The organism is Bradyrhizobium sp. SBR1B, assembly GCF_014198205.1.
Lineage (GTDB): Bacteria > Pseudomonadota > Alphaproteobacteria > Rhizobiales > Xanthobacteraceae > Bradyrhizobium.
Genome location: NZ_JACIHC010000020.1, coordinates 83,622 through 97,591, shown reverse-complemented (window position 1 = coordinate 97,591; position 13,970 = coordinate 83,622). Strand labels below are relative to the sequence as shown.

The following is a 13,970-nucleotide window of genomic DNA, read 5'->3' as shown; positions in this document are numbered from 1 at the left end:
CCATGGCTGACGAGACGCCATCCGACAGCAAGCTGACGCGCACCAAGGAGAAATGGGCGCGCGAGGGCCGCTTTCTCACGGGGAAGATCACGCGGCCGGAAGACCAACGGCTGCCGCCCGGCCAGCACCTCACCAAGGACTGGCCTGTGCTCGATCTCGGAGTCGTGCCGCCGGTGTCACGCGAGCGCTGGCGGCTCGACGTCTATGGCGCGATCGAGAGCCCCGTGTTCTGGACATTCGCCGAATTCATCGCGCAGAAGCAGGCCCGGTTCACCTCCGACATCCATTGCGTCACCACCTGGTCGCGCTACGACAATGAGTGGGAAGGGCTTGCCACGCGCGAGCTGCTCGCGGCCTGCCAGCCGCGCGAGGACGCACGCTTTGTGACGCTGCATTCCCATGACGGCTACACCACCAACCTCGCGCTGGAGGACTTTGCCGCCGAGGATGCGCTGCTCGCCCATAGCTGGTCCGGCCAGCCGCTGACGGAGGAGCATGGTGGCCCGGTACGGTTGGTCGTGCCGCATCTCTATTTCTGGAAGAGCGCGAAATGGCTCCAGGCCATCGAATTCCTGACCGAGGACGCACCGGGCTTCTGGGAAGTCCGCGGCTATCATAACCGCGGCGACCCCTGGGCCGAGCAACGCTATTCCGACGATTAGAATTCAAGCAGGAACGAGGGGAAGCCCATGCCGACGGAACGCTTTCAATTCACGGGCGAAGGCGGACATCAGCTTGCGGCCGCACTGGAGTTGCCGGACGGCGAGCCCGCGGCCTACGCGCTGTTTGCGCACTGCTTCACTTGCGACAAGGACACGCTCGCCGCCAAGCGCATCTCGGTCGCGCTGGCAGCCAAGGGCATCGCGGTCCTGCGCTTCGACTTCACCGGGCTCGGTTCGAGCGAAGGCGATTTCGCCAATTCGACGTTTTCTTCCAACGTCGCCGATCTGGTCCGCGCGGCCGACCATCTGCGCAGTGCCCGCAAGGCGCCGTCGATCCTGATTGGCCACAGCCTCGGCGGCGCGGCGATCCTCGCGGCAGCCGGACGTATCCCAGAAGCCAGGGCAGTTGTGACCATCGCGGCGCCATCCGATCCGGCGCACGTGACCGGCCTCTTCAGGGAGCATCTCGACAACATCCGCGCGCAGGGCGAGGTCGAGGTCTCGCTCGCAGGACGCCCGTTCCGGATCAAGCGCGAGTTCCTCGAGGACATCGCCGAGCACGAGCTGATGAAGGACATCACAGGGCTGCACAAGGCGCTGCTGGTGATGCACTCGCCGGTCGACGACACCGTCGGCATCGACAATGCGACCAAGATCTTCGTTGCGGCCAGGCACCCCAAGAGCTTCGTCTCGCTCGACCATGCCGACCATCTGCTTGCCAAGCCCGCCGACGCCCTCTACGCAGCCGACGTGATTACGGCCTGGGCCAGCCGCTACATCGACAGCGCAAAGCCCGCGAAGGCGATGGATCTTCCCGAGGCGCCGCGTCAGGTCGTGGTGCAGGAGACGCGCAAGAGCAAGTTCAACCAGCTCGTCACGGTCGGACCACATCGTCTGGTGGCGGACGAACCCGTCGCCGCCGGCGGCGAGGATGCCGGTCCTGGGCCCTATGATTTCCTACTCGCTGGCTTAGGGGCCTGCACCTCCATGACCATGCGTCTTTATGCCGACCGCAAATCGCTGCCGCTCGACCGCGTCACCGTCAGATTGAAGCATTCCAAGATCTACGCCAAAGACTGCGCGGAGTGCGAGACACGCGAAGGCATGCTCGACCAGATCGAACGAGACATTGCGATGGATGGCGCGCTCGATGCCGAGCAGCGCAAGAAATTGATGGAGATCGCCGACAAGTGCCCGGTACACCGGACATTGACGTCGGAGATCCGCATCGTGACGAAGGCCGTGGACTAGCTCGACTGCACTAGAAGCACGATGCCATCGTCCGCAATGCCGCACTGATCTCGTTCTCGCGCCAGGCCGCAAAGCCGAGCAGCAGGCCGTGATCCCGCGGCCGGTCCAGCGCCAGGCTGGACAGCGCCCGCGTTTCAACGCCCGCGGCAGCCAGTCGCTTGACCGCCGCCCGATCGGCGCTACCGTGTTTGAGGCGAGCGACGAGCTGGATGCCGCCCGCCGGCACTTCGACCGAGAGCATCTCGCCCAGATGGCGCTCCAGTCCTGCAACGATGTGGTCGCGGCGCGCGTGATAGAGCCGGCGCATCCGGCGCAGATGCGCAAGGAAATGCCCGTCGGCAATGAACTCGGCCAGCGCTTCCTGGATGTGGCTGGATGCGATCAGCCCGATGTGCCGCTGTGCGATCTCGAAGGTGCTGACCAGCGCCGGCGGCACAACGAGATAGCCGAGCCGGATGTCCGACGTCATCACCTTCGAGAAGGTACCGACATAGAACACGCGGCCATGGGCATCGAGCCCTTGCAAGGCCGGCACCGGCCGGCTGTCATAGTGGAATTCGCCGTCGTAATCGTCCTCCACGATCCAGCTCTTGCCGGGCCTGCACACACCAAGAAATTCGGTGCGACGCGTCAGCGACATCAGCCGTCCGGTGGGATGCTGGTGCGATGGCGTCATGAAGATCAATTTCGGGGCCGCGAGACCCGGCATCCGCTGCATGCCCTGCGTGTCAAGCCTCATGCCGGTCACGCGCGCGCCGGAGGCACAGAAAGCGGCGGCCGCGCCGGGATAGCCGGGGTCCTCGACCCAGACCTCGTCGCCGGGGGAGATGAGAACAGCCGCGATCAAGGTCAGCGCGGCCTGCGCGCTCGGCAGGATCATGATCTGCTCTGGCGTGGCGCGAACGCCTCTGCTCGCGGCCAGGTAATGCGCGAGCGCCTCGCGCAGGCGCGCTCGGTTGACCGGTCCGAGCTCGCGTTTGGCCGCATGCACGGCGCTACGGCGCAGGCAGCGAGCCCAGATCTCGTTCGGAAACTCCCGCGCATCTCCAAGCCCTGGCCGCAACGGTCTGAGCGGCACCTGATAGGACATCGGCCAGTCGGTCTGCTTGAGCTGCGAGGCCCAGGGTGAAAGCCGCGGCTTGCCGGAGCGCACGCGCGCCGCAACTGCATCTGCTCCTTGACGTCGTTCGCCGCCGTCGACGGTGACCACCGGACGGCGGCCGTGCGAGGCCTTGAGGTATCCTTTCGCGGCGAGCTGCTCGAACGCATAGGTGACGGTGTTGCGGGAAACGCCGAGATCGCTCGCGAGCCGGCGGCTCGACGGCAGCGCGCGACCTTTGCCGAGGCGGCCGGTCGCGATCAAGCCACGGAGCTGACTCGTCAGTTGAGCCACCAGCCCGTCGTCGCCGGCCCGCTTCAGGTCGATCATAGACGAGATCATATCCGAAACTGGCACCTTGTTCCTTTCTGATCTGGCGCTTTTGTGGGTACCAGAGCGGATGCTATCTGTCGGGCCGGACTGGTTCAAGGATCTTGCGATGAACTCCCTGTCACCCCGCGCGGCCGTCGGCCTGTTCCTCATCGTCGTGCTGGCCTGGGGCGTGAACTGATCGGTGACGAAGCAATTGGTGCAGCTCGTCCCGCCGCTGTGGAGCTCGGCGATCCGGAGCTGGATCGCGCTGGCAGGATTGTTTGTGATCCTCGGGCTGAGCAACAATCTCGTGATTCCGGAGCGGCGCGACGTGCCGGTGGTCCTCAGCGTCGCGCTGCTGCACATGACGCTCTTCTCCATTCTGGTCGCGGCCGGCCTGCGCTTCCTGCCCGCGAGCAAGGGCATCGTGCTCGGCTACACCACGCCGCTCTGGGTCGCGATTGCGGCACCCCTGCTCGGAAAGGACACCCTGACCGCACCCAAGCTTGCCGGCGCCCTGCTCGGACTGATCGGCCTTGCCGTGATCCTGAATCCGTCATCAATCGACTGGGGCAATGCAAACGTCGTGCTCGGCGCCGGCATGGTCATCCTGGCCGCGATCTCCTGGGCTGCGAACATCATCTATATCCGCGCGCATCGCTGGATCGCCTCTCCGCTCCAGCTCCTGTTCTGACAGCTGCTCGTGGCCACGGGCGTGCTCTCGACCCTTGCGATGGTCATCGACGGGCTGCCGCACGTGGAATGGTCGTGGCGGCTGGCTATGCTGTTCCTGTACTCTGGCCTGATCGGAAGCGCGCTGGCCTATTGGGCGATGTCGATGGTCAACAAAAGCATCTCGGCGCTGACGACGTCGCTTGGCACCACGGAACACCGCTCGTCGGTATCGCCAGTGCTGCGATCCTGCTGGACGAGCCCCTCGACTTGAGCCTCGCTGTCGCCGCCGGATTGATCGTCACCGGCATCGGACTTGCGACGCTCGGCGACCGGCTGTTGCGCGGTCAGGCCACCGCGAGCGGTTGAACCCGCAGCACGCCACGCAAACCTGCGGTCGTGCCGAGCAGGATGCCGGCGAGTGCAACGAACGAGCCCAGCGCCAGTGTCGACACGCCCGTGAGCCCCTGCCCGATCGAGCAGCCGAACGCCATCACGCCGCCGATGCCCATCAGCGCGGCGCCGCTGCCCGATCGCAGCATGTGGCGCGGCGAGGAATAGCCTTCGAGCTTGAAGCGGCCTGTGGCGAGTGCGGTGATCAGGCTGCCGGCGAAGACGCCAGCGACCGTCGCAATACCGAAATTGAGCGTCAGGCCGGTCGAGAGCATGGCGTATTGCAGCGCGTCCGCGATCGGCGCGATGAAGGTGAGCGAGGTCACCGGCACCGGATTGAAGTCGTCGGCACCGAGATAGCCGGTGACAAGCCAGCCGGCGGCGACGAGCAGGCCGACGACGACGCCCGCCGCGATCTGGCCCGGTGAGCGCCGGAACATCGGATGCGCGAAGGCAAACAGGATCAGCGCGACGACGATCACGGCCGCCGCCAGCGCACGCGAGAGCACTTCACCGGGGCCAAGCGATGCCAGCAACGAAGGCAGCGAATTGACATTGACGGTGGTTTGCGAGGCCTGAACCAGCGCGATGCGAGCCGGCGCTACCAGCCCCTTGAGCGTCATCTGCGCAGCGATGGCGAGCACGATCACGACGACGAAGGAGCGGAGATTGCCGCGGCCGAGCAGCACCAGGGCGCGCGAGCCGCAGCCGTTCGACAGCACCATGCCGTAACCAAACAGCACTCCGCCGAGGAACAGCACCGGCACCGAGAACGTCTGCTGCAGGTAGATCGACTTGCTCAAATCAGCAATGCCGTTGCCGGCAAGGAACTGGCTGGCGGCGATCGCGACGGCGATCGCCAGCGCATAGGTCCGCACCAGCCGTCCGTCTCCCTCCGCAAGCCAGCCGCGCATGCTGCTCATCAGGCAGAAGCCGCTGAGCAGACCGACGGCGCCGTAGACAAGGCCGATGGCGAGGCCGGCGAAGATGACGATTGCTGCGGACGAGTCCATGATTACGGTTTCAGGACCACGCGATCCCGCGAGGAGCCGGCAACCGCGACATACGCCTCCTTGGCGCGCTCCAGCGGATAGACGGCATTCGCCTTGATCGAGAACGGCTTCAGCTGGCCGCTCGCAAAGCCCGGGCCGAGATCGCGCAGCACTGCGCCTGTCGCGGCCGACGACAGGCCGAGTGTATCGATGCCGACATAGGTGTGCTGGCCCCGGTAGAATTCGAGGATGTTGAACTGCACGATGCGGTCGATCGCGGCGATCAGGATCTGACGGCCACGCAATGCGAGCGACTTGTGCGCGGCCTGGAAATAGGGATCGCCGACCGTGTTGAAGACGACATCGACCCCCTTGCCGCCGGTCAATTCGCGCGCGCGCGTGGCAACGTCGGTCGCGGAGGCGTCGACCACCTCGATGGGGGCGTTGGTGTGGCCTTCGTAAGCTTCCGCTTTGCGCACCACGCCGATGACGCGCGCGCCCTGCCATGTCGCGATCTGCACCGCGGCCTGGCCGACCTTGCCATTGACGCCGAACACCAAAACGGTCTCCCCGCTCTTCGGCACGCCGGCGCGGCGAAAGCCTTCCATCGCGGTGACGAAGGGCACGCCGATGCCCGCTGCCTCCTCCCACGACACCGTGCTCGGCTTCTCCACCACCGCATCAGCCTCGACGACGAGATGGGTTGCGTGGGTACCGTCGCGGCGGATGCCGAGATCGCCGGAGGATCCGAACACCTCGCGGCCGACCGTGCCGGCCGGCCCGTCGGTCACCACGCCGGAATAGTCGCGGCCCGGCGTGCGCGGGAACACAGCATAGGGCATCAAGCCGGTCGCGGCCTTGACGTCGGAGGGATTGACGGCGGCGGCCTTGACCTCGATCAGGAGATCGTTCGGACCGCGCGCCAGCTTGTGATGCTCGACCACGGGCGCAACCGCGGCAGCATTCTCGGCCTTGGCATTGAGGCGCACGCAGCGCGCTTCGACGGTTTTGGTATCGGCTGGCAACATGAAAGACCCGCGATTTCTCGCGGGCCTTGTCGCCTCTGGGGCCGGTCAAGTCAATCCGTCAAGTCAATCCGTAAAGTCAAGCCTTGGGCCGCTTGTCGTAGAGCCGCTTGGCCTTGCCGAGCGAGCGCTCCAGCGTGGCGGGCGCGACCACCTGAACCCTGGAGCTAATGCCGATGGTGTTCTTGATGTGGGTCGCAATCCGGTCGGCATGGTCGAGGAGACCGCGGCCGTCCCAGCTTTCGGACCGCGCCTCCGCGATGATTGTCAGCTCGTCCATACGGCCTTCGCGGGTCAGTTCCAGGATGAAGTGGCCGCCGCACCAGTCGGTCGCGAGCAGCACCTCCTCGATCTGGGTCGGGAACAGGTTGACACCGCGCAGGATGATCATGTCGTCCGAGCGGCCCGTCACTTTCTCCATCCGCCGCATGCCCGGCCGCGCCGTGCCCGGCAACAGCCGCGTCAGGTCGCGGGTGCGATAGCGGATCACGGGAAAAGCTTCCTTGGTGAGCGAGGTGAAGACCAGTTCGCCCTTCTCACCGTCCGGCAGCACCGCACCCGTTTCAGGATCGATCACTTCGGGATAAAAATGATCCTCCCAGATGTGCAGGCCATCCTTGGTCTCGATGCATTCCTGGGCGACGCCGGGGCCGATCACCTCGGACAGACCATAGATGTCGGTCGCATCCATATCGAAGGCGTCCTCGATCTCGCCGCGCATCGCATTGGTCCAGGGCTCGGCGCCGAAGATGCCGACCTTGAGCGAGCACTGGCGCGGGTCGAGCTTCTGACGCTTGAACTCGTCGAGGATTGCCAGCATGTAGCTCGGCGTCACCGTGATGATGTCGGGCCGGAAGTCGTTGATCAGCTGCACCTGCCGCTCGGTCATGCCGCCCGAGATCGGCACCACGGTGCAGCCGAGCTTTTCGGCGCCGTAGTGCACGCCGAGGCCGCCGGTGAAGAGGCCATAGCCATAGGCATTGTGGATGATCATGCCCGTACGCCCGCCGGCGGCGCGGATCGAGCGCGCCATCACGTCCGACCAGGTGTCGATGTCTCCTTGCGTATACCCCACCACGATCGGCTTGCCGGTCGTGCCGGAGGACGCATGCACGCGCACCAGCTTTTCGCGCGGCACGGCGAACATGTTGAAGGGATAATTGTCGCGCAGATCCGTTTTCACCGTGAACGGGAATTTCGCGAGATCGGAGAGCTCGCGAAAATCGGACGGATGCACGCCGGCCCCGTCGAAGGCCTTGCGATAATGCGCGACGTTGTCATAGGCGTGCTTCAGCGACCAGGCCAGCCGCTGCTTCTGCAGCGCCATGATCTCGTCGCGCGAGGCACGCTCATGCGCGTCCATCTCGGCGCTATAGGCGCTGCCGCCTTCCTTCAGCTTCGTCGAAGCCATCCTCGTTTCCCCACATTGATTGGTTCTTTTATTTGTCTTGCGTCGGCAGCCACGTGCCGGGAATGACGCGCGAATGCCCGCGGAATTCGGCGACGACGACGTCACCGGCGGTAACTCGCACGTCATAGATGCCGGAGCGGCCGCCGCGGGTGATCTCGCGCGCCTTTGCAACGAGGCGGTCGCCGAGCCTGCCCGGCTTGATGAAGGTGATCTGCCCCTGCGCTGCGACCACGCGTTCGTTGTGCGAGTTGCAGGCAAAGGCGAAGGCGGAATCGGCGAGCGTGAAGATGAAGCCGCCATGGGCAATGCGCTGGCCATTGACCATGTCCGGCCGCACCGTCATTGCGAGCGTCGCGAAGCCGGGGCCAATCTCGACGATCTCCATGCCGAGCCCTTTGGAGGCATCGTCCTCCGTCCACATCGCCTCAGCGCAGGCGCGGGCAATATCCTCAGGCGACAGGGCGGCTTTGACGTTCACGCGCTTCTCCCGGCCAGATGTTTGCCCATGATGTTCTGCTGGTTGGCCAAAACTGTCAAATAATGCGACGCATTTGCATCGTCAGCGTCTGAAGCACCGGCTCAGACATGGTCATAATCGACCACGACCCGCTCTGACGACGGCTTGGCCTGGCAGGTCAGGACGAACCCAGCCTTCAGCTCCCAGGGCTCCAGCGAATAGTTGATGTCCATCGGCGCGTCGCCCTCGACCAGCTTGGCGCGGCAGGTCGAGCACATGCCGCCCTTGCAGGCGAAGGGTAGATCGACGCCGGCGCGCAGCGCGGCATCGAGGATCGCCTCGTCCTCCGCGACCGGCACGTCGCGGCGCTTGCCGTCGATGATCAGCGAGGCGATCGCCTTCGGCGGCGCGTCGGGCGCGACCACCTTCTTCGGCCGCGGCTTGCCGCCGAACTCGGAGACGAAGCGCTCGACGTGGATACGCTCTTCGGCGATGCCGAGCTCGCGGCAGGTCGCCTCGATATCCTCGCTCATGCCAAGGGGCCCGCAAATGTAGACGTGATCGACGCTGGCCGCAGGCACCAGCGAGCGCAGCAGCACCCTCACCTTGTCGCCGTCGAGCCGGCCGTGCAGGATCGGGATGTCCTGCTCCTCGCCGGAGATGACGTGGAAGATGGACAGGCGATCGATGAAGCGGTCCTTCAGTTCCTCGAGCGCTTCAAGGAACATGATGTTGTCGGTGGTGCGGTTGCCGTAGAACAGGAAGAAGCGGCTGTCCGGCTCACGCGCGAGCGTGCCCTTGACGATCGACAGGATCGGCGTGATGCCGGAGCCTGCGGCGAACCCGACATGGATGCGCCCGGCATCCGCTTGAGGAATCGCACCGAAGCGGCCCGTCGGCGTCATCACATCGAGTTCGTCGCCGCATTTGAGATCTTCGGCTGCCCAGTTCGAAAACGCACCGCCGTCGACCTTCTTCACGGCGATACGAATCTCGCCATCATCAGGGCCGGAACAGATCGAATAGGAGCGCCGTACCTCCTCTCCGTCCAGCGTGGTGCGGAGCGTGAGGTATTGGCCAGGCGTGAAAGCGTAATCGCCGGCGAGTTCGCCGGGGATGGTGAAGGTCATCGAGATGGCGTCGGACGCCTCGCGGCGGAGATCGTTGACGGCCAGGCGATGGAAGCGCGGTGCGGTGGCTGACATGGTCAATGACACTTGAAGTAATCGAACGGTTCGCGGCAGGACTTGCAGCGCCACAGCGCTTTGCAGGAGGTCGAGCCGAATTCAGACAGCACCTCGGTGTTTTCCGAGCCACATTGCGGGCAGGCCACCGCCTGTTCACCGAACAGTGCCCGGCGCGAGCTTGAAGCCTGCGGCGGCGCGATGCCGTAGGCGCGCAGCTTGTGGCGACCCTCCTCGCTCATCCAGTCGGTGGTCCAGGCCGGCGACAGCACGGTGCGGACTTTCGACCGGCGAAAACCGGCGCGCTCCAGCGCGACCTCGATTTCCAGCGCGATCATGTTCATCGCCGGACAGCCGGAATAGGTCGGGGTGATCGCCACCTCGACGTGATCGCCGTCGAGCGCAACCTCGCGCAGCACGCCGAGGTCGGCGATGGTCAGCACTGGAATTTCGGGATCGACCACGCTCGCCGCAGCGTCCCAGGCGCGCCGGCGCAGTTCGCTGTCACGGTCGAGCACGCTCACCATGTCAGCCCCGGAAAGGTGCGCTGCATCGATTGCAGCTCGGACAGGAGATGGCCGAGATGTTCGCTGTGCCGGCCCACGCGGCCGCCCTGCTGCATCCAGTCGTTCTGCGGCAAGACCAGCGTGGCTTCACTGGCGACATCGGAAAGCGTTTGCAACCAGCGACCACGCAACGTGCCGGGATCAATCGCGATACCGGCGTGGATCAGCGCGCGCTCGCCATCATCGACGGCAAACATCTCGCCGGTGAAGGCCCAGAGCTGGTCGATCGCGGCCTGCGCGCGGGCGTGGCTCTCATCGGTGCCGTCGCCGAGCCGGATGAGCCACTCCGAGGCGTGGCGCAAATGATAGGCGCTCTCCTTCTCAGATTTGGCGGCAATCGCGGCCAGCGTCGTGTCGCGCGAATTCATCATCGCGCGCCAGTAGAGGTCGGCGAACGCGGAATAGAAGAACTGTCGCACCAGCGTCTGGGCAAAATCGCCGTTCGGCTGCTCGACCAGCAGCAGGTTGCGATACTGCCTGACGTCGCGCAGATAAGCGAGCTTGTCCTCGTCGTTGTCCTTGCCTTCGGCCTTGGCTGCGTAGCTGTAGAGCTCGCGCGCCTGACCGATGAGATCGAGCGCGATGTTGGAGAGCGCCATGTCCTCTTCCAGCATCGGTGCGTGCCCGCACCATTCCGACAGCCGATGGCCGAGGATCAGCGCATCGTCGGCGCGGCGCAGCGCGTAGAGCACCAGCGGCGTTTCGGAGACCTCGATGTTGGCGACGGACATCACATATGCCCTACTTCTTCCGGAACCTCGTAGAACGTCGGATGCCGGTAGATCTTCGATTCCGCCGGCTCGAACATCATGCCTTTTTTGGCGGGATCGCTCGCGGTGATCGCGGTCGACGGCACGACCCAGATCGACAGGCCTTCACCGCGGCGGGTGTAGATGTCGCGGGCGGCCTGCAGAGCCATCGTCGCGTCGCTCGCATGCAGCGATCCCACATGCTTGTGCGCGAGCCCGTTGCGGCTGCGAATGAAGACTTCCCACAGCGGTGTGTTCGGCGTGGCCATATTGGTCTCCCTATTCCGCGGCTTGCGCGGTCTGGCGATGCGCACGTTTGGCCGCATAGGCGGCGGCGGCTTCGCGCACCCAGGCGCCGTCTTCGTGCGCCTTGCGGCGCGCAGCCATGCGATCGCGATTGCACGGGCCGTTGCCGGCAAGGACCTGCTTGAACTCGGTCCAGTCGATCTCGCTGTAACGCCAGTGCCCGTCGGCATCCTGAATCATGCCGGGATCGGGAATGGTGAGGCCGAGATATTGCGCCTGCGGCACGGTGGCATCGACGAACTTCTGGCGCAGCTCGTCGTTGGAGAAACGCTTGATCTTCCACTTCGTCGAAGTGTCGCTGTGCTGGCTCGTGCTATCTGGCGGGCCGAACATCATCAGCACCGGCCACCACCAGCGGTTCAGCGCATCCTGCGCCATCGCTTTCTGCTCGTCCGAGCCGCGGCACAGCGTCAGCATGATCTCGTAGCCCTGGCGCTGATGGAAGGATTCTTCCTTGCAGACGCGGATCATCGCGCGCGCATAGGGTCCATAGGAGCAGCGGCACAGAGGGATCTGGTTCATGATCGCGGCGCCGTCGACCAGCCAACCAATGGTGCCGATGTCGGCCCAGGTCAGCGTCGGATAGTTGAAGATCGAGGAATACTTGGCTTTGCCCGCGAGCATGGCGTCGACCAGCTCTTCGCGCGAGGTGCCGAGCGTCTCGGCCGCGGCGTAGAGATAGAGGCCGTGGCCGCACTCGTCCTGCACCTTGGCGAGGAGCGCGGCCTTGCGGCGCAGGGTCGGCGCGCGGGTGATCCAGTTGCCTTCGGGCAGCATGCCGACGATTTCGGAATGGGCGTGCTGGGAAATCTGGCGTGTGAGCGTCTTGCGATAGGCCGCTGGCATCCAGTCGTTCGGCTCGATGCGCTCCTCGGCATCGATGCGGGCCTGGAACTGCGCAGCTTGGCCTGCGTCCTCAAGACTGCGGTCGTTGGTCTCGGCCGTATTCAGCGCCTGGGTATACATGCGCATCCTCCCGATTTATTGGGAGGGAATATATAACAATAATTACGTCATGCAAGATATTTCTGTAACATAAAACTCAGGCCTCGAACCTCCTTTCCAGCAGCTTCCGCGCTGGCGGCAATGGTCCCTTTTCGTTGGTTCCATGTCCATCAAGCCATTGTTCGGAGGGGGCAAGCAGCGCACGATAGATTTCGCCGCACAGGTCCCGTGCGGCCCTGCCCGGCCAGTTCGTCGGCAGCAGGCTTTCGGGCAACAGCGGATCGCGCAGCACGACGCGGCGGTAGTGGTGGATCAAGAGGATGCGCGCGGTGAAGGCGTCGGCCTCGGACAGATCCGTGCCGCGGCCGATCGCGGCGCGCAGCGGCTCGAACGTCTTCATGAATTTCAGATAGGCATCCGCGGTGCGATCCAGCGGCCAACTTGCGCTGAGCAGTCGACGCCCGCTGTCGTCCTCCGCCGAGACCTCGAGACGGATCGCGCCCGAAGCTTCATCCGGGACTGGCACCCCCGACGGCGCGACCCAGACGCCCGGCAGCGGACTGCCGAAGCCGGCATTGCGCAGCGCGTCGCGCGAGGCGTCGCGGTCCTCACCATTGCCGATCAGCAGCAGCTCGAAGCGTCCGGTCCAGTCGGATGGCGGCGGATCGTAGATGTGGCGCGTCGCGGCCTCGAACGTCTGGCGCCCCTTGTCGGCCAGCCGATAGAAGCTGTTGCGGCCAACCTTCTCGCGCGTCAGCCAGCCGTCAGCGGCGAGCCGCGACATCGCGGTGCGCACCACGCCGCTGTCGATGTCGAGCCCTTGAAAGAATTCCAGCAGCGTGCCGAGCCACACTGAGCTGCCGCGCGGCACGATGGCATCGCCGAACACGGTGATGACGATGGAGCCGGTGCGCGACGGTTCACGCTTGAGCTGGTCGATGATGCGGGACAACGGATGCGCCATGCCCGAGGCATAGCGCGTTTGATGCGGGCGCGACAATGGAGGGGAGCGACGCCACTTCTCCTTCTCCCCGCTTGCGGGGAGAAGGTCGGGATGAGGGGGAGCCTCCGCCCATTCGGTGAGAGTGGGAGTCGCGGAGACTCCCCCTCACCCGGATCGCATCTCCGATGCGATCCGACCTCTCCCCGCAAGCGGGGCGAGGTGAAGAAGCGCACTACCGATGCGGATCGGGATAGGCCAGGCTACGCCAGCCGCTACGATCGAACGGCCGCCACTGGCCTTCCTTCTGCGCGAGCCGGTCGGCCACCGCATAGACCACGGCGGGATGATGGCCCATGCCGCAATGGCTGCTCTCGACCTCGATGCTCTCGGTCTGGGTGCCCGTCTTTTCCATGCAGCCCTGCCAGGCGCAGACGCCGTCGGTGCGGCTGAAGATGGCGGTGGTCGGCACCGGCGGCGGAGCGGCAAGCTCGCCGCCGAACCGCGGATCGACCTCGTCGGACTTCCGACCGCTCGCCCATTCATAGACGCGCCAGGCATTGGTCGAACGGGGATTGCCGGCGAAGGGACTGCCGAGCGTGATCACCTGGCGCACGCGGTCGGGCATCATCTTGGCGAGCTGGCGGGCATAGAGGCCGCCGAGGCTCCAGCCGACCAGGCTGATCTTGCGGCCATGGGTGTCGCTGAGCTCCTCGACCAGATCTACCATGGCATGCTGCACGCCCTCGCGCAGACCATAGTTGCGGCCCTGGCGCCAACCGCTCACCGCATAACCCTTGCTGGTCAGAAACGTCCGCAACGCACGCGTGGATGCATCCGAGGCCACGAGGCCCGGCAGCACCAGCACCGGATGCCCATCGCCGCGCGGCGCAAGGCTCAGCAGCGGCAGCGCGCCGAGGAACGCGCCGAACTCGTGGATCGCGCGCCCTTCCAGAAACATCAGTGTTCTCGACGGCGGACGCAGCGTCTGGGCAGTAGCGGTCAT

14 protein-coding genes and 1 pseudogene are annotated in these 13,970 nt (G+C 65.2%); 3 read left to right on the top strand and 12 right to left on the bottom strand.

What is annotated here, in order from left to right; all coding sequences use genetic code 11:
* Positions 1-2: 2 nt before the first annotated feature.
* Both GGD61_RS33770 and GGD61_RS33765 read left to right on the top strand, forming a co-directional pair.
* Positions 3-662, top strand: coding sequence for a sulfite oxidase-like oxidoreductase (locus tag GGD61_RS33770; protein ID WP_018315599.1), 660 nt, complete (start codon positions 3-5; stop codon positions 660-662).
* A gap of 27 nt (positions 663-689) precedes the next feature.
* Positions 690-1,913: a bifunctional alpha/beta hydrolase/OsmC family protein gene (locus tag GGD61_RS33765; RefSeq protein ID WP_092259540.1), complete on the top strand. Its 1,224-nt coding sequence runs from the start codon at positions 690-692 to the stop codon at positions 1,911-1,913.
* A gap of 10 nt (positions 1,914-1,923) precedes the next feature.
* Here the strand turns inward: GGD61_RS33765 and GGD61_RS33760 are convergent, their stop codons facing one another.
* Positions 1,924-3,354, bottom strand: coding sequence for a PLP-dependent aminotransferase family protein (locus GGD61_RS33760; RefSeq protein ID WP_177237245.1), 1,431 nt, complete (start codon positions 3,352-3,354; stop codon positions 1,924-1,926).
* Between the two features lie 97 nt (positions 3,355-3,451).
* On the opposite strand from GGD61_RS33760, the pseudogene GGD61_RS41515 reads away from it, so the two are divergent.
* Positions 3,452-4,365: pseudogene (locus GGD61_RS41515) on the top strand (DMT family transporter).
* On the opposite strand, the gene GGD61_RS33750 reads toward GGD61_RS41515, so the two are convergent.
* The 11 genes from GGD61_RS33750 to GGD61_RS33700 form a co-directional block, all read right to left on the bottom strand.
* Positions 4,344-5,402: a YeeE/YedE family protein gene (locus tag GGD61_RS33750; RefSeq protein ID WP_092259544.1), complete on the bottom strand. Its 1,059-nt coding sequence runs from the start codon at positions 5,400-5,402 to the stop codon at positions 4,344-4,346. The pseudogene GGD61_RS41515 and the gene GGD61_RS33750 overlap by 22 nt on opposite strands.
* Before the next feature lie 2 nt (positions 5,403-5,404).
* Positions 5,405-6,409, bottom strand: a complete 1,005-nt coding sequence (locus tag GGD61_RS33745) for a zinc-binding alcohol dehydrogenase family protein (protein WP_092259546.1) — start codon at positions 6,407-6,409, stop codon at positions 5,405-5,407.
* 76 nt (positions 6,410-6,485) lie between these two features.
* A complete protein-coding gene (gene paaK / locus GGD61_RS33740) occupies positions 6,486-7,817 on the bottom strand; it encodes a phenylacetate--CoA ligase PaaK (protein ID WP_092259547.1) in 1,332 nt (443 codons plus the stop codon).
* A gap of 28 nt (positions 7,818-7,845) precedes the next feature.
* Positions 7,846-8,295: a hydroxyphenylacetyl-CoA thioesterase PaaI gene (gene paaI / locus GGD61_RS33735; protein WP_092259549.1), complete on the bottom strand. Its 450-nt coding sequence runs from the start codon at positions 8,293-8,295 to the stop codon at positions 7,846-7,848.
* A gap of 101 nt (positions 8,296-8,396) precedes the next feature.
* The gene (gene paaE / locus GGD61_RS33730) at positions 8,397-9,479 is read right to left on the bottom strand and encodes a 1,2-phenylacetyl-CoA epoxidase subunit PaaE (protein ID WP_092259551.1); all 1,083 of its coding nucleotides are present in this window, start codon (positions 9,477-9,479) and stop codon (positions 8,397-8,399) included.
* Positions 9,480-9,481: 2 nt separating this feature from the next.
* The gene (gene paaD, locus GGD61_RS33725) at positions 9,482-9,985 is read right to left on the bottom strand and encodes a 1,2-phenylacetyl-CoA epoxidase subunit PaaD (protein WP_092259553.1); all 504 of its coding nucleotides are present in this window, start codon (positions 9,983-9,985) and stop codon (positions 9,482-9,484) included.
* Positions 9,979-10,755, bottom strand: coding sequence for a 1,2-phenylacetyl-CoA epoxidase subunit PaaC (paaC, locus tag GGD61_RS33720; RefSeq protein WP_177237246.1), 777 nt, complete (start codon positions 10,753-10,755; stop codon positions 9,979-9,981). The genes paaD and paaC overlap by 7 nt, the downstream gene beginning before the upstream one ends.
* Positions 10,755-11,042, bottom strand: a complete 288-nt coding sequence (gene paaB, locus GGD61_RS33715) for a 1,2-phenylacetyl-CoA epoxidase subunit PaaB (RefSeq protein WP_092259557.1) — start codon at positions 11,040-11,042, stop codon at positions 10,755-10,757. The genes paaC and paaB overlap by 1 nt, the downstream gene beginning before the upstream one ends.
* 10 nt (positions 11,043-11,052) lie before the next feature.
* The gene (paaA, locus tag GGD61_RS33710) at positions 11,053-12,045 is read right to left on the bottom strand and encodes a 1,2-phenylacetyl-CoA epoxidase subunit PaaA (RefSeq protein ID WP_177237247.1); all 993 of its coding nucleotides are present in this window, start codon (positions 12,043-12,045) and stop codon (positions 11,053-11,055) included.
* A gap of 76 nt (positions 12,046-12,121) precedes the next feature.
* The gene (gene paaX, locus GGD61_RS33705; RefSeq protein ID WP_018315586.1) at positions 12,122-12,988 is read right to left on the bottom strand and encodes a phenylacetic acid degradation operon negative regulatory protein PaaX; all 867 of its coding nucleotides are present in this window, start codon (positions 12,986-12,988) and stop codon (positions 12,122-12,124) included.
* A 211-nt stretch (positions 12,989-13,199) separates the two neighbouring features.
* Positions 13,200-13,970, bottom strand: a complete 771-nt coding sequence (locus GGD61_RS33700) for a triacylglycerol lipase (protein WP_177237248.1) — start codon at positions 13,968-13,970, stop codon at positions 13,200-13,202.

What these genes read in the sequence shown, in the direction of transcription:
- GGD61_RS33760 (WP_177237245.1), bottom strand. Translation starts at nt 3,354, where the DNA reads ATGATCTCGTCTATGATCGACCTGAAGCGGGCCGGCGACGACGGGCTG.
- paaX (WP_018315586.1), bottom strand. Translation starts at nt 12,988, where the DNA reads ATGGCGCATCCGTTGTCCCGCATCATCGACCAGCTCAAGCGTGAACCG.
- paaE (WP_092259551.1), bottom strand. Translation starts at nt 9,479, where the DNA reads ATGTCAGCCACCGCACCGCGCTTCCATCGCCTGGCCGTCAACGATCTC.
- paaB (WP_092259557.1), bottom strand. Translation starts at nt 11,042, where the DNA reads ATGGCCACGCCGAACACACCGCTGTGGGAAGTCTTCATTCGCAGCCGC.
- paaA (WP_177237247.1), bottom strand. Translation starts at nt 12,045, where the DNA reads ATGTATACCCAGGCGCTGAATACGGCCGAGACCAACGACCGCAGTCTT.
- GGD61_RS33745 (WP_092259546.1), bottom strand. Translation starts at nt 6,409, where the DNA reads ATGTTGCCAGCCGATACCAAAACCGTCGAAGCGCGCTGCGTGCGCCTC.
- GGD61_RS33750 (WP_092259544.1), bottom strand. Translation starts at nt 5,402, where the DNA reads ATGGACTCGTCCGCAGCAATCGTCATCTTCGCCGGCCTCGCCATCGGC.
- paaC (WP_177237246.1), bottom strand. Translation starts at nt 10,755, where the DNA reads ATGTCCGTCGCCAACATCGAGGTCTCCGAAACGCCGCTGGTGCTCTAC.
- GGD61_RS33770 (WP_018315599.1), top strand. Translation starts at nt 3, where the DNA reads ATGGCTGACGAGACGCCATCCGACAGCAAGCTGACGCGCACCAAGGAG.
- paaD (WP_092259553.1), bottom strand. Translation starts at nt 9,985, where the DNA reads ATGGTGAGCGTGCTCGACCGTGACAGCGAACTGCGCCGGCGCGCCTGG.
- GGD61_RS33700 (WP_177237248.1), bottom strand. Translation starts at nt 13,970, where the DNA reads ATGACCGCTACTGCCCAGACGCTGCGTCCGCCGTCGAGAACACTGATG.
- paaK (WP_092259547.1), bottom strand. Translation starts at nt 7,817, where the DNA reads ATGGCTTCGACGAAGCTGAAGGAAGGCGGCAGCGCCTATAGCGCCGAG.
- GGD61_RS33765 (WP_092259540.1), top strand. Translation starts at nt 690, where the DNA reads ATGCCGACGGAACGCTTTCAATTCACGGGCGAAGGCGGACATCAGCTT.